The sequence below is a fragment of the Microbacterium sp. LWO13-1.2 genome, assembly GCF_038397725.1.
In the GTDB taxonomy this organism is placed as follows: Bacteria; Actinomycetota; Actinomycetes; order Actinomycetales; family Microbacteriaceae; genus Microbacterium.
In genome coordinates this window covers 2,045,055-2,061,699 of record NZ_CP151634.1, presented here as the reverse complement: position 1 = coordinate 2,061,699, position 16,645 = coordinate 2,045,055, and the positions used below count along the sequence as shown (strand labels likewise).

The 16,645-nt window shown below is 64.6% G+C and carries 28 protein-coding genes; all 28 read right to left on the bottom strand.

The features are described from left to right. Nucleotides 1–95: 95 nt before the first annotated feature. Nucleotides 96–212 carry a 50S ribosomal protein L36 gene (gene rpmJ, locus MRBLWO13_RS09665; RefSeq protein ID WP_005050492.1) on the bottom strand — a complete coding sequence of 39 codons (117 nt, stop codon included), beginning with the start codon at nucleotides 210–212 and terminating at the stop codon, nucleotides 96–98. Between the two features lie 68 nt (nucleotides 213–280). Further along, the gene (gene infA, locus MRBLWO13_RS09660) at nucleotides 281–502 is read right to left on the bottom strand and encodes a translation initiation factor IF-1 (RefSeq protein WP_102191677.1); all 222 of its coding nucleotides are present in this window, start codon (nucleotides 500–502) and stop codon (nucleotides 281–283) included. Nucleotides 503–706: 204 nt separating this feature from the next. Further along, nucleotides 707–1,390: a thioredoxin domain-containing protein gene (locus MRBLWO13_RS09655; protein WP_341973768.1), complete on the bottom strand. Its 684-nt coding sequence runs from the start codon at nucleotides 1,388–1,390 to the stop codon at nucleotides 707–709. 133 nt (nucleotides 1,391–1,523) lie between these two features. Beyond that, a complete protein-coding gene (gene map / locus MRBLWO13_RS09650; RefSeq protein WP_341973767.1) occupies nucleotides 1,524–2,372 on the bottom strand; it encodes a type I methionyl aminopeptidase in 849 nt (282 codons plus the stop codon). A 9-nt stretch (nucleotides 2,373–2,381) separates the two neighbouring features. After that, complete coding sequence (locus MRBLWO13_RS09645) at nucleotides 2,382–2,978, bottom strand: adenylate kinase (protein WP_341973766.1); 597 nt, start codon at nucleotides 2,976–2,978, stop codon at nucleotides 2,382–2,384. After that, nucleotides 2,975–4,297, bottom strand: a complete 1,323-nt coding sequence (secY, locus tag MRBLWO13_RS09640) for a preprotein translocase subunit SecY (RefSeq protein WP_341973765.1) — start codon at nucleotides 4,295–4,297, stop codon at nucleotides 2,975–2,977. The genes MRBLWO13_RS09645 and secY overlap by 4 nt, the downstream gene beginning before the upstream one ends. A 103-nt stretch (nucleotides 4,298–4,400) precedes the next feature. Continuing rightward, nucleotides 4,401–5,054 carry a 50S ribosomal protein L15 gene (gene rplO / locus MRBLWO13_RS09635; protein ID WP_341973764.1) on the bottom strand — a complete coding sequence of 218 codons (654 nt, stop codon included), beginning with the start codon at nucleotides 5,052–5,054 and terminating at the stop codon, nucleotides 4,401–4,403. Further along, nucleotides 5,054–5,239, bottom strand: a complete 186-nt coding sequence (gene rpmD / locus MRBLWO13_RS09630; protein ID WP_102191670.1) for a 50S ribosomal protein L30 — start codon at nucleotides 5,237–5,239, stop codon at nucleotides 5,054–5,056. Before rpmD ends, rplO begins: the two co-directional genes overlap by 1 nt. Then, a complete protein-coding gene (rpsE, locus tag MRBLWO13_RS09625; RefSeq protein ID WP_341973763.1) occupies nucleotides 5,239–5,955 on the bottom strand; it encodes a 30S ribosomal protein S5 in 717 nt (238 codons plus the stop codon). Before rpsE ends, rpmD begins: the two co-directional genes overlap by 1 nt. Continuing rightward, nucleotides 5,952–6,311, bottom strand: coding sequence for a 50S ribosomal protein L18 (rplR, locus tag MRBLWO13_RS09620; RefSeq protein WP_017201578.1), 360 nt, complete (start codon nucleotides 6,309–6,311; stop codon nucleotides 5,952–5,954). The genes rpsE and rplR overlap by 4 nt, the downstream gene beginning before the upstream one ends. Before the next feature lie 2 nt (nucleotides 6,312–6,313). Further along, entirely contained in the window at nucleotides 6,314–6,850 is a 537-nt protein-coding gene (rplF, locus tag MRBLWO13_RS09615; RefSeq protein ID WP_341973762.1) for a 50S ribosomal protein L6, read from the bottom strand. Between the two features lie 6 nt (nucleotides 6,851–6,856). Next, nucleotides 6,857–7,255: a 30S ribosomal protein S8 gene (gene rpsH, locus MRBLWO13_RS09610; RefSeq protein ID WP_341973761.1), complete on the bottom strand. Its 399-nt coding sequence runs from the start codon at nucleotides 7,253–7,255 to the stop codon at nucleotides 6,857–6,859. A 154-nt stretch (nucleotides 7,256–7,409) separates the two neighbouring features. Then, nucleotides 7,410–8,000, bottom strand: coding sequence for a 50S ribosomal protein L5 (rplE, locus tag MRBLWO13_RS09605; protein WP_341973760.1), 591 nt, complete (start codon nucleotides 7,998–8,000; stop codon nucleotides 7,410–7,412). Beyond that, nucleotides 8,000–8,359, bottom strand: a complete 360-nt coding sequence (gene rplX, locus MRBLWO13_RS09600) for a 50S ribosomal protein L24 (RefSeq protein WP_102191665.1) — start codon at nucleotides 8,357–8,359, stop codon at nucleotides 8,000–8,002. The genes rplE and rplX overlap by 1 nt, the downstream gene beginning before the upstream one ends. Before the next feature lie 2 nt (nucleotides 8,360–8,361). Then, nucleotides 8,362–8,730 carry a 50S ribosomal protein L14 gene (gene rplN / locus MRBLWO13_RS09595; protein ID WP_102191664.1) on the bottom strand — a complete coding sequence of 123 codons (369 nt, stop codon included), beginning with the start codon at nucleotides 8,728–8,730 and terminating at the stop codon, nucleotides 8,362–8,364. Further along, nucleotides 8,727–9,071: a 30S ribosomal protein S17 gene (gene rpsQ, locus MRBLWO13_RS09590; protein WP_341973759.1), complete on the bottom strand. Its 345-nt coding sequence runs from the start codon at nucleotides 9,069–9,071 to the stop codon at nucleotides 8,727–8,729. The genes rplN and rpsQ overlap by 4 nt, the downstream gene beginning before the upstream one ends. Beyond that, nucleotides 9,071–9,388, bottom strand: a complete 318-nt coding sequence (gene rpmC, locus MRBLWO13_RS09585) for a 50S ribosomal protein L29 (protein WP_270409973.1) — start codon at nucleotides 9,386–9,388, stop codon at nucleotides 9,071–9,073. The genes rpsQ and rpmC overlap by 1 nt, the downstream gene beginning before the upstream one ends. Then, the gene (gene rplP / locus MRBLWO13_RS09580) at nucleotides 9,388–9,807 is read right to left on the bottom strand and encodes a 50S ribosomal protein L16 (protein WP_053097481.1); all 420 of its coding nucleotides are present in this window, start codon (nucleotides 9,805–9,807) and stop codon (nucleotides 9,388–9,390) included. The genes rpmC and rplP overlap by 1 nt, the downstream gene beginning before the upstream one ends. Then, complete coding sequence (gene rpsC, locus MRBLWO13_RS09575) at nucleotides 9,807–10,565, bottom strand: 30S ribosomal protein S3 (RefSeq protein ID WP_102191662.1); 759 nt, start codon at nucleotides 10,563–10,565, stop codon at nucleotides 9,807–9,809. Before rpsC ends, rplP begins: the two co-directional genes overlap by 1 nt. Continuing rightward, on the bottom strand, nucleotides 10,565–10,963 hold the full coding sequence (gene rplV, locus MRBLWO13_RS09570) for a 50S ribosomal protein L22 (RefSeq protein WP_341973758.1): 399 nt from the start codon (nucleotides 10,961–10,963) through the stop codon (nucleotides 10,565–10,567). The genes rpsC and rplV overlap by 1 nt, the downstream gene beginning before the upstream one ends. Before the next feature lie 25 nt (nucleotides 10,964–10,988). After that, nucleotides 10,989–11,270 carry a 30S ribosomal protein S19 gene (rpsS, locus tag MRBLWO13_RS09565; RefSeq protein ID WP_102191660.1) on the bottom strand — a complete coding sequence of 94 codons (282 nt, stop codon included), beginning with the start codon at nucleotides 11,268–11,270 and terminating at the stop codon, nucleotides 10,989–10,991. Nucleotides 11,271–11,282: 12 nt separating this feature from the next. Next, nucleotides 11,283–12,122: a 50S ribosomal protein L2 gene (gene rplB, locus MRBLWO13_RS09560; protein ID WP_341973757.1), complete on the bottom strand. Its 840-nt coding sequence runs from the start codon at nucleotides 12,120–12,122 to the stop codon at nucleotides 11,283–11,285. Between the two features lie 20 nt (nucleotides 12,123–12,142). After that, the gene (gene rplW, locus MRBLWO13_RS09555) at nucleotides 12,143–12,466 is read right to left on the bottom strand and encodes a 50S ribosomal protein L23 (protein ID WP_102191658.1); all 324 of its coding nucleotides are present in this window, start codon (nucleotides 12,464–12,466) and stop codon (nucleotides 12,143–12,145) included. Then, on the bottom strand, nucleotides 12,463–13,125 hold the full coding sequence (gene rplD, locus MRBLWO13_RS09550) for a 50S ribosomal protein L4 (protein ID WP_341973756.1): 663 nt from the start codon (nucleotides 13,123–13,125) through the stop codon (nucleotides 12,463–12,465). Before rplD ends, rplW begins: the two co-directional genes overlap by 4 nt. Before the next feature lie 3 nt (nucleotides 13,126–13,128). Beyond that, nucleotides 13,129–13,788 (bottom strand): 50S ribosomal protein L3, encoded by a 660-nt coding sequence (gene rplC, locus MRBLWO13_RS09545; RefSeq protein WP_341973755.1) that lies wholly within the window; start codon nucleotides 13,786–13,788, stop codon nucleotides 13,129–13,131. An 8-nt stretch (nucleotides 13,789–13,796) separates the two neighbouring features. Further along, complete coding sequence (gene rpsJ / locus MRBLWO13_RS09540; RefSeq protein WP_030147986.1) at nucleotides 13,797–14,105, bottom strand: 30S ribosomal protein S10; 309 nt, start codon at nucleotides 14,103–14,105, stop codon at nucleotides 13,797–13,799. An 837-nt stretch (nucleotides 14,106–14,942) separates the two neighbouring features. Further along, nucleotides 14,943–15,167, bottom strand: coding sequence for a hypothetical protein (locus MRBLWO13_RS09535; RefSeq protein ID WP_341973754.1), 225 nt, complete (start codon nucleotides 15,165–15,167; stop codon nucleotides 14,943–14,945). A gap of 150 nt (nucleotides 15,168–15,317) precedes the next feature. Further along, nucleotides 15,318–16,508, bottom strand: a complete 1,191-nt coding sequence (gene tuf / locus MRBLWO13_RS09530) for an elongation factor Tu (RefSeq protein ID WP_102191654.1) — start codon at nucleotides 16,506–16,508, stop codon at nucleotides 15,318–15,320. Between the last annotated feature and the right edge of the window lie 137 nt (nucleotides 16,509–16,645).

Genomic DNA, 16,645 nt, shown 5'->3' with positions numbered 1-16,645 from the left:
ATCGGTGCCCGGGCCTCTGCCCCGAGGTGTCCCCCGCTTGCGCGGATTCTGATCCTGCCTGTTGTGTATTCAGTTGTGCTGGGGGATCTGAAAGATCAGCCCTGACGCTGCTTGTGGCGCGGGTTGCTCTTGCAGATCACCATGACGCGGCCGTGACGGCGGATCACCTTGCAGTGATCGCAGATGGGCTTGACGCTGGGGTTGACCTTCATGATGTTTCCTGTTCGCTGTCTTCGTACCGACCCCGCTCCGCGGAATCAGGCCGTTACTTCTCGACCGATCAGCGGTAGCGGTAGACGATACGACCGCGCGTCAGGTCGTAGGGGCTGAGCTCCACGACCACGCGGTCCTCGGGGATGATGCGGATGTAGTTCTGCCGCATCTTTCCGGAAATCGTTGCAAGGACCTTGTGCCCGTTGGCGAGCTCAACGCGGAACATCGCGTTGGGCAGCGCCTCGGAGATCACGCCCTCGATCTCGATGACACCGTCTTTCTTAGCCATAGCCTCGCTGACGCTTCTGCAGACCGGTCGATCTGCGGTGGGTGATTGGATATTGATGCTTCGCCGATTCAGACACGCCGAATCAAGGCGCAAGGCACCAAAGATCCATGGTATCTGACGGCGGGGCATCCGGCAAATGCGGACACCCCGGCGTGGGAAAGGCGGACCCGCGCTGTGCGGGCCCGCCCTCCTCGCGTCTGTTGATCAGCCGATGCCAAGGAGCTTCGCGAGTTCCGCGGCTCCGCCGGCCTGCAGGTCGAGACGCTCTCCGTTGATGGTGACCGTCGGCGTGCTGATGCCCTGCGGGCCCGGAGGCGTCTCGGGCGTACGGTCCGCGACGAAGTCGCTGAAGGTGCCGTCCGCGATGCAGTCAGCCGCTCCAGCGGACCCCGCCTGCTCAGCAAAGGCCGCGAGTTCGTCATCCGTCAGACCGGTGGAGTTCTCCGCCGGCTGGTTCGCGTACAGAAGGTTGAAGAAGTCCAAGAAGGCGTCGGGAGCGTCTTCCGCGACGCAGTACGCCGCATTCGCTGCCCGCGTCGAGTAGTTCGTGTTCTGCGACAGGCGGTCGAGAATCGAGATCGGGTGGATGTTGAGGGTGATCTCATTGTCCGCCGCTGCGCTCTGAAGCTGTTCGCCGAACTGACCCTCGAAAGCGTTGCAGGCGGGGCACATGAAGTCGACGTACGTGTCGACGACTTCCTCGCCGGTGCCGAAGGAGATCGCGCCGGTCTCCTCGTTGACGATGTCGCTCTTCGGAGCGGCACCAGGAGCGGTGGCCATGTTGTTCAGGAAGACGACGAGGCCGCCGAGTCCGACGAGGACGACGACCACGGCGATCGATATCCAGATGGCGAACCAGTTGGTGGTGTTGCCCTTCGCAGCGGCCATTGCGTTCCGTTTCTCTCGAGGTTCGCCCGAAGCGCGAACCCGACTGAAGTCTCCGTGCGCAGCGCGCACCCTACGATCTTATTTTGCCCGGCGCGCCTATGCGCCTCTTGTGAGCGCCTGGAGCTGCGCAGTTCTAGGCGACGGGCACCGGAGTGACGCCGAACGGCGCCAGCCCCTCAGCGCCGCCATCAGGCGCCGTCAGCACCCAGATGCCACCGTCGTGCACAGCCACGCTGTGCTCCCAGTGCGAGCCGTCGGTGCCGTCGATGGTCGAGACGGTCCAGTCATCATCCTCGACGAACGTCAACTCGCCGCCGGCTGTGACCATCGGCTCGATGGCGACGACCAGGCCCGGCTTCACCTCGGCACCGGGATCCGGCGTCCGGTAGTTGAACACGCTCGGCGCCTCGTGCATCTTGCGCCCGATGCCGTGTCCGACGTACTCGCGGAGGATGCCGTACGGCTCCCCCGTCACCGCAGAGGATCCCTGCGCCTCGATGTAGTCCTGAATGGCTGCGCCGACGTCGCCGAGGTGCGACGCCGTCGCCATCGTCGCGATACCGGCCCACATCGACCCCTCGGTGACGCGCGAGAGTTCCTCGCGCTGCGCGACGAGATCGGCGCGCGACGGGTCGGGGATCACGACGGTGATCGCGCTGTCGCCGTTCCAGCCCTGGAACTGCGCCCCGCAGTCGACCGAGACGATGTCACCCGGCTGCAGCACACGGTCGCTCGGGATACCGTGCACGACCTGCTCGTTCACGGAGACGCAGATCGTGTGATGGTATCCGCGGACCAGCTGGAAGTTGGACTCGGCCCCGCGTTCGAGGATCGCACGGTTCGCCGCCGCGTCGAGCTCGAGGGTCGTCACCCCGGCGCGGATCAGGGGACGAATGGTATCCAGCGCTGCTGCCGTGATCAGTCCAGGCTCCACCATGGCCCGAAGCTGGGTGGGAGTCTTGTAGATCGACCGGCGGAACATCGCGTCGGCTCAGACCGCGACGCGCAGGCCGCGCGCGTCCAGCGCGGCGACGATGCGCTCGGTGATCTCGTCGAGCGAGCCGACACCATCGATGCGGTCGACGATGTTCTTGTCACCGTACGCCTCGAGGATCGGCGCAGTCTCGCGCTCGTAGATGTCCAGACGATGCGCGATCGCATCTTCCGTGTCATCCGAACGCCCCTGCTCGCTCGCCCGCAGCCGCAGGCGCTCCATGCTCTCGTCACGCGGAACATCCAGCAGGATGACTGCGTCGAGGGACTCGCCGCGGCCGCTCAGGAATGCATCCAGGTGCGCCACCTGCGCCGTATTGCGCGGGTAGCCGTCGAGGAGGAATCCGTGCGCAGCATCGTCCTGCGAAAGACGGTCACGGACGATCTCGCTCGTCAGCTCGTCCGGGACGAGGTCGCCCTTGTCGAGGATGGCCGTGACCTGCTGGCCGAGGGGCGTTCCCGCCTTGATGTTCGCCCGGAAGATGTCGCCGGTGGATACGACCGGGATTCCGTAGGACTCGGCGATGCGCACGCCCTGCGTGCCCTTGCCGGAACCCTGCGGGCCGACGATGAGGAGACGAGCGGATGCTGTCATCGGAGGAGCCCTTCGTAGTGTCGCTGCTGCAGCTGCGCGTCGATCTGCTTGACCGTCTCGAGACCCACACCGACGATGATGAGGATCGATGCGCCGCCGAACGGGAAGTTCTGGTTGGCGCCCACCGTGGCCAGAGCCACGAGCGGGATCAGCGCGATGAGACCCAGGTAGAGGGAGCCAGGCAGCGTGATGCGGGTGAGCACGTAGTCGAGGTACTCGGCGGTCGGACGTCCGGCGCGGATGCCCGGGATGAAGCCGCCGTACTTCTTCATGTTGTCCGCGACCTCGACCGGGTTGAACGTGATCGCCACGTAGAAGTAGGTGAAGCCGATGATCAGCAGGAAGTAGACAGCCATGTAGAACGGCTGGTCGCCCGTGGCGAAGTGCGTCGAGATCCAGGTCACCCAGGCCGGCGGCGCTGAGCCATCCTGCGGGGTGTTGAACTGCGCGACCAGCATCGGGATGTACAGCAGCGAGGAGGCGAAGATCACGGGGATCACGCCCGCCATGTTCACCTTGATCGGGATGTACGTGTTGGTGCCGCCGTATGTGCGGCGTCCGACCATGCGCTTGGCGTACTGCACCGGGATGCGGCGCTGCGACTGCTCGACGAAGACCACGAGACCCATCACGACGATGCCGACGGCGAGGACGAGGAGGAAGACCTCGAAGCCACGCGACTCCCAGATCAGCCACATCGCGGACGGGAACGTCGCTGCGATCGAGGTGAAGATCAGCAGGGACATGCCGTTGCCGATGCCGCGCTCGGTGACGAGCTCGGCGAACCACATGATGAGGCCGGTTCCGGCGGTCATCGTCATGATGATGAGCAGCTGCGCCCACCACACGTCGTTCGTGAGCAGGTTCTGGCACGCCGCGATGTCGGTGTTGCCGAAGAGCTGGCCGCTGCGTGCCACGGTGATCAGCGTCGTCGACTGGAGCAGCGCGAGCGCGATCGTGAGGTAGCGGGTGTACTGGGTCAGCTTGCCCTGACCGGCCTGGCCCTCTTTGTGCAGCGCTTCGAAGTGCGGAATGACCACGCGCAGGAGCTGCGTGATGATCGTCGCCGTGATGTAGGGCATGACGCCCAGCGCGAAGATCGAGAGCTGCAGCAGCGCGCCACCCGAGAAGAGGTTGACGAGCCCGAGCAGTCCATCGGCGCCGGCGTTCTCGGCGAGGCACTCCTCAACGTTGGGGAAGTGCACGAACGGGGCCGGGACGTTGGAGCCGAATCGGTAGATGGCGATGATCGCCAGTGTGAAACCGATCTTCCGTCGCAAGTCGGGCGTGCGGAAGATCCGCGCGATAGCGCTAAACAAGGGCGTTCCTCCTGAAAAGGTTGCCGCCCCTGCAGGGCGGCTGAAAGACCAGGGTAACCCACAAGAGGGGCCGGAGAATTCTCCGACCCCTCTTGTGCACTGGCTACTTGACGGATCCGCCCGCAGCCACGATCTTCTGCTCGGCAGAACCCGAGACCTTGTCGACCGTGACGGTGAGCTTGACGGCGATGTCGCCGTCTCCGAGAACCTTGACCTTCTCGTTCTTGCGAACAGCACCCTTGGCGACCAGGTCGCTGATGGTGACGTCGCCACCCTTGGGGTACAGTTCCGCGAGCTTCTCCAGGTTCACGACCTGGTACTCGACGCGGAACGGGTTCTTGAAGCCGCGCAGCTTCGGGGTGCGCATGTGCAGCGGCATCTGCCCACCCTCGAATCCGACGCGCACGGTGTTGCGGGCCTTGGTGCCCTTCGTGCCGCGACCGGCGGTCTTGCCCTTGGAGCCCTCACCGCGACCGACACGGGTCTTCGCGGTGTTGGATCCGGGGACCGGACGCAGGTGGTGCACCTTCAGCACGCCGGGGCGGGATGCCGGAGCATCCTTCGCCGGCGTTGCCTTCTTGGCGGCGGGCTTCTTCGCTGCGGGCTTGTCAGCCGCAGCGTCGGCGGCAGCGGACGTAGCCGGTGCCTTCTTCGCTGCAGGCTTCTTAGCCGCGGGCTTCTTCTCAGCAGCAGCCTTGGGAGCGGCAGCCTTCTTCGGGGCCTTCTCGGCCTCGACGGCGTCGTTCTTCTCAGCCATTAGTCGATCTCCTCAACCTTGACGAGGTGTGCGACGGTCTTGACGTATCCGCGATTCTGCGCGTCGTCGGGGCGAACGGTGCTGTCACCGATGCGCTTAAGACCGAGGCTGCGCAGCGTGTCACGCTGGTTCTGCTTCTCGCTCACCTTGGACTTGATCTGTGTGACCTTCAGCCGGGCGGCCATCAGGCACCTACCTTCTGTGCGGCGATGGCCTCGGCCTCCGCGCGGACAAGACGCGCCGGGGCGACCTGGTCGAACTCGAGGCCACGACGTGCGGCGACCGCACGGGGCTCCTCGAGCTGCTTCAGGGCCGCGACCGTCGCGTGCACGATGTTGATCGTGTTCGACGAACCGAGCGACTTCGAGAGCACGTCGTGGATACCGGCGCACTCGAGGACGGCGCGAACGGGGCCACCGGCGATAACACCGGTACCACCCGAGGCGGGGCGCAGGAGCACCACACCAGCAGCGGCCTCACCCTGCACGGGGTGCGGGATGGTGCTGCCGACGCGCGGAACGCGGAAGAAGTTGCGCTTGGCCTCTTCGACACCCTTCGAGATCGCCAGAGGGACCTCGCGGGCCTTGCCGTAGCCGACGCCGACCAGACCGTTGCCGTCACCGACGACGACGAGAGCGGTGAAGCTGAAGCGACGACCACCCTTGACGACCTTCGAGACGCGGTTGATGGTGACGACACGCTCCAGGAACTGGTTGTCGCCGCGGTCACGCGAGTTGCGGTCACGACCGCCCTGGTTGCGCTCGCCACGACCGCCGCCACGGCGACCTTCGCGAGCGGGCTCCGCCTGCGTCGTGCCGGCAGCCGTCTCGGAGACGACAGCAGCCGTCTCGGGAGCGGCAGCAGCCGTTTCGGTCACTTCGTTCTCCTTGTTGTCACTCACAGTGCCAGCCCCCCTTCACGGGCGCCATCGGCGATGGCAGCGACACGACCTGCGTAGCGGTTGCCACCACGGTCGAACACCGCCTCGGAAACGCCGGCAGCCTTCGCACGCTCGGCGAGAAGCTCGCCGACCTTGCGGGCCTTGGCGGTCTTGTCACCCTCGAGCGAGCGCAGGTCGGTCTCGAGCGTCGATGCCGACGCCACGGTGTGACCCTTGCTGTCGTCGACGAGCTGCACGAAGACGTGGCGAGCCGAGCGGTTGACGACGAGACGCGGACGCGCCTCGGTGCCGACGACCTTCTTGCGAAGGCGGGCGTGACGACGCGCGCGGGCGTCAGACTTTGACTTGAGAGCCATGGTTACTTACCACTCTTTCCGGCCTTGCGACGCACGATCTCGCCGGCGTAGCGCACACCCTTGCCCTTGTACGGCTCGGGCTTGCGGATCTTGCGGATGTTCGCAGCTGCCTCGCCGACAGCCTGCTTGTCGATGCCACTCACGGTGACCTTGTTGGTGCCTTCGACCGTGAGGGTGATCCCGGCGGGCGGGTCGATCAGGACCGGGTGCGAGAAGCCGAGGGCGAACTCGACCGAGCTGCCCTTCTGCGCCACGCGGTAACCGGTACCGACAACCTCAAGACCCTTGGTGTAACCCTGGGTCACGCCGATGATGTTGTTGTTGATGAGCGTGCGGGTCAGGCCGTGCAGCGACCGCGACTCACGCTCGTCGTCGGGACGGGTGACCAGAACCTGGCCCTCCTCGACCGCGACCTCGATGGGGTTGGCGACCGTCAGGGTGAGCTCACCCTTGGGGCCCTTCACCGCGATCTCACGGCCGTCGACCGAAACGGTCACGCCCGCGGGAACCTCGATGGGAAGTCGTCCAATACGCGACATGATGAATTACCACACGTAGGCGAGAACTTCTCCGCCCACGCCCTTCTGCTCTGCCTGACGGTCAGTGAGGAGACCGGAGGAGGTGGACAGGATGGCCACGCCGAGGCCGCCGAGGACCTTGGGGAGTTCCGTCGACTTCGCGTAGACGCGGAGGCCGGGCTTCGACACGCGCTTGATGCCCGCGATCGACCGCTCACGGTTGGGGCCGTACTTCAGCTGCAGGGTCAGGCTCTGCCCGACACGAGCCTCAGAGGTCTCCCAGCTGGCGATGTATCCCTCCTGAAGGAGGATCGCGGCGATGTGCGTCTTCAGCTTGCTCGACGGCAGCGTCACGGAATCGTGGTGTGCCGAGTTCGCGTTGCGCAGACGGGTCAGCATGTCTGCGACCGGGTCTGTCATTGTCATTGTTGTTTTCCTTTGTTCATGAGGTTCCGACTGCCGTTACACGACAGCCGGCCTGCGATGAGCACGCAATCTTCAATTGTACGGCCACTTCGACATGTTCAGTGACCGAACGACAGGCTCAGTGACCGGTGAGGTCCCTGAGCCTGTCGAAGGGTTACGCCTGCGCGTCGTCGGTCTTGAAGGGGAATCCGATGTGACGGAGCAGAGCCCGACCCTCGTCATCCGTCTTCGCCGTGGTGACCACGGTGATGTCGAAGCCGCGTACGCGGTCGATCTTGTCCTGATCGATCTCGTGGAACACGCTCTGCTCCTGGAGACCGAAGGTGTAGTTGCCGTTGCCGTCGAACTGCTTGGCCGAAAGGCCACGGAAGTCGCGGATACGGGGAAGCGCCAGCGTGACCAGACGGTCCAGGAACTCCCACGCGCGGTCACCACGGAGGGTGACGTGCGCGCCGATGGCCTGGCCCTCGCGCAGCTTGAACTGCGCGATGGACTTCCGGGCCTTCGTGACGATCGGCTTCTGGCCGGTGATCTTGGTGAGGTCGTCGACCGCACCATCGATCACCTTGCTGTCGCGAGCTGCCTCACCGACACCGGTGTTGACGACGACCTTGACCAGACCGGGGATCTGCATCACGTTGCTGTAGCCGAATTCTTCCTGCAGCTTCTGCTGGATCTCGGCCTTGTACTTCTGCTTCAGGCGCGGCTGGATCTTGCCAGCCGGCGCGGCAGTGTCGGTGCTCATCAGAGGTCCTTACCTGACTTCTTCGCGAAGCGAACGCGAACGTTGCGCTTCACGCCGTCCTTGACCTGCTCCTCGACCCGGTGGCCGACACGAGTCGGCTTCTTGGTGGAGGGGTCGACGACAGCGACGTTGGAAATGTGGATGGGTGCCTCGACAGTCTCGACGCCGCCCGTCTTGGTGCCGCGCTGCGTCTGACCGACACGCGTGTGCTTGGTGACGTAGTTCACACCCTCGACGATGACGCGGTTCTGCCCGGACAGGATCTCGAGGACCTTGCCCTGCTTGCCGCGGTCGCCGCCGCGCTCGGGCTTGGCGCCCGTGATGACCTGAACCAGGTCACCCTTCTTGATGTTCGCCATGATCAGATAACCTCCGGCGCGAGCGAGACGATCTTCATGAACTTCTTGTCGCGAAGCTCACGGCCGACCGGTCCGAAGATGCGGGTGCCGCGGGGCTCCCCGTCGTTCTTCAGGATGACGGCGGCGTTCTCGTCGAACTTGATGTAGGAGCCGTCGGGACGACGGACCTCCTTCTTGGTGCGAACGATGACCGCCTTGACGACGTCACCCTTCTTCACGTTGCCACCGGGGATCGCGTCCTTGACGGTGGCGACGATCGTGTCACCGAGACCTGCGTAGCGGCGGCGCGAGCCACCGAGAACGCGGATGGTGAGCAGTTCCTTGGCGCCGGTGTTGTCGGCGACCTTGAGGCGGGACTCCTGCTGAATCACTTGGCCTTCTCCAGAATCTCCACCAGACGCCAGTTCTTGGTGGCGCTCAGCGGCCGGGTCTCGTTGATGAGGACGAGGTCGCCGATGCCGGCGGAGTTCGTCTCATCGTGCGCCTTGACCTTGGAGGTGCGGCGGATGACCTTGCCGTACAGCGGGTGCTTCACGCGGTCTTCGACCTCGACGACGATGGTCTTGTCCATCTTGTCGCTGACGACGTAGCCGCGGCGGGACTTGCGGTACCCACGCGCTTCGGCGTCACGCACATCGTGAGCTGCATGCTCGACGACGGCCTCTGCCTTCTTCGTCGCGGGCTTCTCCGCGACCTTCTTCTCGGTGGCCATCACTCAGCCTCTTCCTTCACGGCGTCGTCGGCGGAGTCCGCCTTCTTCGCCTTCGACTTGGTCGCCTTCTTGACCGGAGCCTCGACCGGAGCGGGCGTCGCACGGATGCCCAGCTCGCGTTCGCGGATCACGGTGTAGAGGCGCGCGATGTCGCGCTTGACGGCGCGGATGCGGCCGTGGCTCTCCAGCTGGCCGGTGGCCGACTGGAAACGGAGGTTGAACAGCTCCTCCTTGGCCTTACGCAGCTCCTCAACGAGGCGCTGGTCTTCGAACGTGTCGAGCTCTGCCGGAGCGAGCTCCTTGGTGCCGATCGCCATTACGCGTCGCCCTCCTCGCGCTTGATGATGCGTGCCTTGAGCGGCAGCTTGTGAATTGCACGGGTGAGGGCCTCGCGGGCGAGTTCCTCGTTGACGCCTGCGACCTCGAAGAGGACGCGACCCGGCTTGACGTTTGCGACCCACCACTCGGGGGAACCCTTACCGGAACCCATGCGGGTTTCGGCCGGCTTCTTCGTGAGCGGACGGTCGGGGTAGATGTTGATCCACACCTTGCCACCACGCTTGATGTGGCGGGTCATCGCGATACGAGCGGACTCGATCTGACGGTTCGTCACATAAGCGGGCGTGAGTGCCTGGATGCCGAAGTCGCCGAAGGAGACCTTCGTGCCACCGGTGGCCTGGCCATCACGCTTGGGGTGATGCTGCTTGCGGTACTTGACCTTGCGGGGAATAAGCATCAGGCAGACGCTCCTTCTGCGACGGGGGCCTCGTTGCGAGGTCCGCGGCGACGGTCGCCACCACGGTCATCGCGACCGCGGGACTTCGGCGCGTTGGCCTGCTCGCGTGCGAGCTCCTTGTTGGTGAGATCGCCCTTGTAGATCCAGACCTTCACGCCGATGCGGCCGAAGGTGGTCTTCGCCTCGTAGAAGCCGTAGTCGATGTTCGCGCGCAGCGTGTGCAGCGGCACACGACCCTCGCGGTAGAACTCCGAACGGCTCATCTCGGCGCCGCCGAGGCGGCCGGAGACCTGGATGCGGATGCCCTTGGCACCAGCGCGCTGCGCGCCCTGCATGCCCTTGCGCATCGCACGACGGAACGCCACACGAGCAGAGAGCTGCTCGGCGACACCCTGCGCGACGAGCTGAGCGTCAGCCTCGGGGTTCTTGACCTCGAGGATGTTCAGCTGGATCTGCTTGCCCGAGAGCTTCTCGAGGTCGCCGCGGATGCGCTCGGCCTCGGCGCCACGGCGACCGATCACGATGCCCGGACGGGCGGTGTGAATGTCGACGCGGACGCGGTCACGGGTGCGCTCGATCTCGATGTTCGAGACGCCGGCGCGGTCGAGCTGCGTCTGCAGCAGACGACGGATCTTGATGTCCTCGGCGACGTAGTCGGCGTAACGCTGACCCTTCTTCGTCGAATCCGAGAACCAACGCGATACGTGGTCAGTGGTGATACCGAGACGGAAGCCGTACGGGTTTACCTTCTGTCCCATTACTTGCTCGCCTTCTTGTTGCTGTCGCCGTCAACTGCCTTGGCAGCCTCCGGCGTCGAGAGCACGACCGTGATGTGGCTCGTGCGCTTCTTGATCTGGAAAGCGCGACCCTGTGCACGGGGGCGGAAACGCTTGAGCGTCGCGCCCTCGTCTACGTAGGCATTCGCCACGTACAGGTCCTGCTCGTCGAGGTATTCGCCGTCACGATCCGCCTTGACCTGCGCGTTGGCCATGGCCGACGCGACAAGCTTGTAGATCGGCTCACTGGCGCTCTGCGCTGCGAACTTCAAGATCGCAAGAGCCTCCTGGGCCTGCTTGCCCTTGATGAGCGCGACGACACGACGAGCCTTCTGAGGGGTCACGCGGATGTGTCGCACGCGTGCGATGGACTCCACCATTTCTCTCTCCTCTATCGCCCCCGCGTCAGCGGCGGCGGCCCTTCTTGTCGTCCTTCTCGTGGCCGCGGAAGGTGCGGGTGGGCGAGAACTCGCCCAGTTTGTGACCGACCATGGTCTCCGTCACGAACACAGGAATGTGCTTGCGACCGTCGTGGACCGCGATCGTGTGACCCAGCATTGCCGGGATGATCATGGAACGACGTGACCAGGTCTTGATGACGTTCTTCGTACCCGCCTCGTTCTGGACGACAACCTTGCGAAGCAGGTGCTCGTCGACGAAGGGGCCCTTCTTAAGACTGCGTGGCATCTTCTTCTACTCCTACTTGCGCTTCTTGCCGGCGTTACGGCGACGCACGATGTACTTGTCGCTTTCCTTGTTGGCGTGACGGGTACGGCCTTCGGCCTGCCCCCACGGGGTGACCGGGTGACGGCCACCAGAGGTCTTACCCTCACCACCACCGTGCGGGTGGTCGACAGGGTTCATCGCAACACCACGAACGGTCGGGCGGACGCCCAGCCAGCGCTTACGGCCGGCCTTACCCCAGTTGATGTTCGACTGCTCGGCGTTGCCGACCTCGCCGATGGTGGCGCGGCAGCGCACATCGACGTTGCGGATCTCGCCCGAGGGCAGACGCAGCTGAGCGTAGGGACCGTCCTTGGCGACGAGACGGACGGATGCTCCGGCCGAACGTGCCATCTTCGCGCCGCCGCCGGGGCGGAGCTCGATCATGTGGATGACGGTACCCGTGGGGATGTTCTTCAGCGGGAGGTTGTTACCCGGCTTGATGTCAGCCCCGGGACCCGACTCGACGATGTCGCCCTGCTTCAGCTTGTTCGGCGCCACGATGTAGCGCTTCTCGCCGTCGAAGTAGTGCAGCAGCGCGATGCGTGCCGTGCGGTTGGGGTCGTACTCGATGTGAGCGACCTTGGCGTTGACGCCGTCCTTGTCATTGCGACGGAAGTCGATGACACGGTACTGGCGCTTGTGGCCACCACCGATGTGACGGGTCGTGATGCGGCCCTGGTTGTTACGACCACCGGTCTTCGAGAGCGGGCGCAGCAGCGACTTCTCCGGCGTCGATCGAGTGATCTCGGCGAAGTCAGCCACCGACGAGCCTCGACGGCCCGGGGTCGTGGGCTTGTACTTGCGAATAGCCATTATTAGTCCTTATCCCCCGGTCAGCCGACGGCCGTGAAGATGTCGATGGTGCCCGACTTCAGGGACACGATGGCGCGCTTGGTGTCCTTGCGCTTGCCAGTGCCGAAGCGGGTGCGGCGGGCCTTGCCGACCCGGTTGATCGTGTTGACCGATGCGACCTTGACGCCGAAGATCTTCTCGATGGCGAGCTTGATCTCGGTCTTCGTAGCGCGCGGGTCGACGAGGAAGGTGTACTTACCCTCATCGATCAGACCGTAGCTCTTCTCAGACACGACCGGCTTCAGGATGATGTCGCGCGGGTCCTTGTTCAGGGCCGTCTGGAGGACAGTTGCCTGCTCGCTCATGCCGAGACCTCCTTGGTTGCACCGGACTTCGAAGCGATGAACGCCTCGAGTGCGGCCTGGGTGAAGACGATGTCGTCGGAGACGAGCACGTCGTAGGCGTTGAGCTGGTCGAACGTCAGCACGTGCAGGTTCGACAGGTTGCGGATGCTCTTCAGCGTCACGTCGTCGTCGCGCTCGATCACGACGAGCACGTTCTTCGACGACACGACGTTCGTGAGGAAGCTCACGGCGGTCTTGGTCGAAGGCGTGCCGTCGATCCCGAAGGACTCGATGGCGTGGATGCGGTTCCCGCGGAAACGATCGCTCAGCGAGCCCAGCAGGGCGGCCGCGATCATCTTCTTGGGGGTGCGCTGCGAGTAGTCGCGCGGCTTGGGGCCGTGCACGACACCACCGCCGGTCATGTGCGGCGCGCGGATCGAGCCCTGACGGGCGTTACCCGTGCCCTTCTGCTTGAAGGGCTTGCGGCCGGCACCGGAGACCTCACCGCGACGCTTGGTCGAGTGGGTGCCCTGGCGTGCTGCCGCGCGCTGCGCGACGACGACCTGGTGGATGAGCGGGATATTCGTCTTGACGTCGAACAGCGCGGCGGGAAGCTCGATGGAGCCTGCCTTCTTGCCGTCTGCGTTGAGGACGTCGAGCGCGAGAGTCGAGTCAGCCATGGACTAGGCCCCCTTCACTGCGTTGCGGACGTAAACGATGCGGCCACGAGCACCGGGGACGGCGCCCTTGACGAGCATGAGTCCCTTCTCGATGTCGATGGCGTGCACCGTGAGGTTGAGGACGGTCACGCGCTCGCCACCCATACGGCCGGCCATGCGCATGCCCTTGAAGACGCGGCTCGGGGTCGACGATGCGCCGATCGAGCCGGGCTTGCGGTGGTTGCGGTGCGAACCGTGGGATGCCGAAACGCCCTTGAAGTTGTGGCGCTTCATGACACCCGCGGTGCCCTTGCCCTTGCTCGTGCCGACGACGTCGACCAGCTGGCCGGCCTCGAAGACACCGTCGACCGTGAGCTCCTGACCAAGCGTGTAGTCAGCAGCATCCGCCGTGCGGATCTCGGTGACGTGGCGACGCGGCGTGACGCCGGCAGCCTCGAAGTGAGCGGTGAGCGGCTTGTTCACCTTGCGCGGGTCGATCTGTCCGTACGCGATCTGAACGGCCTTGTAGCCGTCCTTCTCGGGCGTGCGGAGCTGGGTGACCACGTTCGGGGACAGCTCGATGACGGTGACGGGAACGAGCTTGCCGCTCTCGTTCCACACCTGGGTCATGCCGAGCTTCGTGCCCAGCATTCCCTTGGAAATCTTTGCGTTGATGTCAGCCATGTCGATCCTCAGAGCTTGATCTCGATGTTGACGTCAGCCGGAAGGTCGAGACGCATCAGCGAGTCGACAGCCTTGGGCGTCGGGTCGACGATGTCGATCAGACGCTTGTGGGTGCGCATCTCGAAGTGCTCGCGGCTGTCCTTGTACTTGTGCGGCGACCGGATGACGCACACGACGTTCTTCTCGGTCGGAAGCGGCACGGGGCCTACGACGGTCGCGCCCGCACGGGTCACGGTGTCGACGATCTTGCGCGCCGACGAGTCGATGACCTCGTGGTCATACGACTTCAGGCGAATGCGGATTTTCTGTCCCGCCATTGTCTGTTCACTCTCTATAAAGCGTCTTACCGTCCTGGGCCGGGTGACCCTGGGGCATTGGACGCACGTCGACGCTGTTCGCGCCTCGGCACTCGAACGACTCGCGAGTCGATCTGCTGCACCACTGTTCTACTGTCAGCCCGCCGATCTCTCGACAAGCGGATCCCGAGCCTGCCGCGCACGGCAGAGCCTCCGTGAGGAGGTGTCGGGGTTGTCCTGCCACCCGCGGCCTAGATCCCTGCATCGTTCTCGTGAGAGAGGACGCCGCCTATGCACTGCCATGATGGTGATCCGGCGCACGCGAGGCACAGCCGAAATGTCGAACCTGTCTATTCTGCCATGCCTGATTTCACTTGCGCAAACCCGGGCGTGTCGCACTCGCTTCGGTGCCGCCTCCGAGCGCTGCAGCGCAGTGGATCCGGGTGTCACCCAACGGCAGGGCGAGGCATCCCCATGCCTCGCCCTGCCTGGGGAGCGTCCGATGCGAGGGGGAGGCATCGAACGCGAGGATCCAGACGTGAAGGGACGTCGAGACCCTCGATCGAGGGCGCAGCAAAACACTGCGCGGGCATGGAGACGACGAAGCGCCGAATGCGCATGCGTCGTACGATGATCCCCAAAATCGTCGTCCCCAGATCGTGCGCGGCGAGCCGCGCGAGTGTGGATTGCCGAACCCCTTCGACTATCCGTGACCGCAAGAACCCCAGGCGGTCAGCATCATGTTAGTGGGCAGCATGCCCTCAGCGCGAGTATCTCGCCGCGAGTGTCGCCACACGCAGCAGAACGGCGGCCCATCCCGAGGGGATGAGCCGCCGTTCGACGCGTGTGGTCCGACTGCTACTCGTTGCCGACGGCCTTGTCGGCGTTGTCGCGGATCTCATCGATCTTGTCCGACGCACCCGGTGCGATCTTCTTCGCGAAGTCGGCGACGCCGTCGAGGACCTTGTCGCTGACGTCCTCTGCCTGCTCGCTCTTGACGGCCTCTTCGATCTTGTCGCGGTTCTGCTCGAAGAGTTCCTTGCCCTTGTCGACGGCGCCGTTGAACGATTCCTGGATACCCATGTGTCCCCCTATGAGGTGTCTGCAGCCGACGGTCCCGTCAACTCTCACTTATTCTGCATGGGCGCGCCCCCAAAAGGGAACCCCCATGCTCGGGGATACGACAAAGGGGCCGGACCCGAAGGCCCGACCCCTTTGCGAGGAAGCAGATGCTTACTTGATGATCTTCGTGACCGTACCGGCGCCGACGGTGCGTCCACCCTCACGGATGGCGAAGCCGAGGCCCTCCTCCATGGCGATCGGCTGGATCAGCGCGACCGTCATGTCGGTGGTGTCGCCGGGCATGACCATCTCGGTGCCCTCGGGCAGCGAGATGACGCCGGTGACGTCGGTGGTGCGGAAGTAGAACTGCGGGCGGTAGTTCGTGTAGAACGGGTTGTGACGCCCACCCTCATCCTTGGACAGGATGTACGCGGTGCCCTCGAAGTCGGTGTGCGGCGTAACCGAACCCGGCTTGACGACGACCTGGCCGCGCTCGACGTCCTCACGCTTGAGGCCACGGAGCAGGAGACCACAGTTCTCGCCGGCCCATGCCTCGTCGAGCTGCTTGTGGAACATCTCGATACCCGTGACCGTGGTCTTCTGGGTGTTGCGGATGCCGACGATCTCGACCTCGGAGTTGATCGCGAGCGTGCCACGCTCGGCGCGGCCCGTGACGACCGTGCCACGACCGGTGATCGTGAAGACGTCCTCGATCGGCATCAGGAACGGCTTGTCCTTGTCGCGGATCGGGTCCGGAACGCTCGCGTCGACGGCGTCCATGAGGTCGAGGATCGACTGGACCCACTTCTCGTCGCCCTCGAGAGCCTTGAGGCCCGAGACGCGGACGACAGGAGCGTTCTCGTCGAAGCCCTGCGATGCGAGCAGCTCGGAGACCTCGAGCTCGACGAGCTCCAGGATCTCCTCGTCGTCGACCATGTCGCTCTTGTTCAGCGCGACGAGCAGGTACGGCACGCCGACCTGCTTGGCGAGCAGAACGTGCTCACGGGTCTGGGCCATCGGGCCGTCGGTGGCGGCGACCACGAGGATCGCGCCGTCCATCTGAGCAGCACCGGTGATCATGTTCTTGATGTAGTCGGCGTGACCAGGAGCGTCAACGTGTGCGTAGTGACGCTTCGGGGTCTCGTACTCGACGTGCGAGATGTTGATCGTGATGCCGCGCTGACGCTCTTCAGGAGCGGAGTCAATCGACGCGAAGTCGCGCTGAACGTTGGTCGCCGACGGGAACTTGTCAGCAAGAACCTTCGAGATCGCTGCAGTGAGCGTGGTCTTGCCGTGGTCGACGTGACCGATGGTTCCGATGTTGACGTGCGGCTTGGTGCGCTCGAACTTGGCCTTAGCCACTGGGTCCTCCTCAGGACGTTCGTGTAGAGGGTGCCGGGCACTGGATTGTGACCGGTTCTCTACGGGTTTGATTCTCAGTTTAGTAGAGAGGGAATGTGAAGTTGTAGGGGACCTGGGAGCCGGGCGCGAACCCGGCT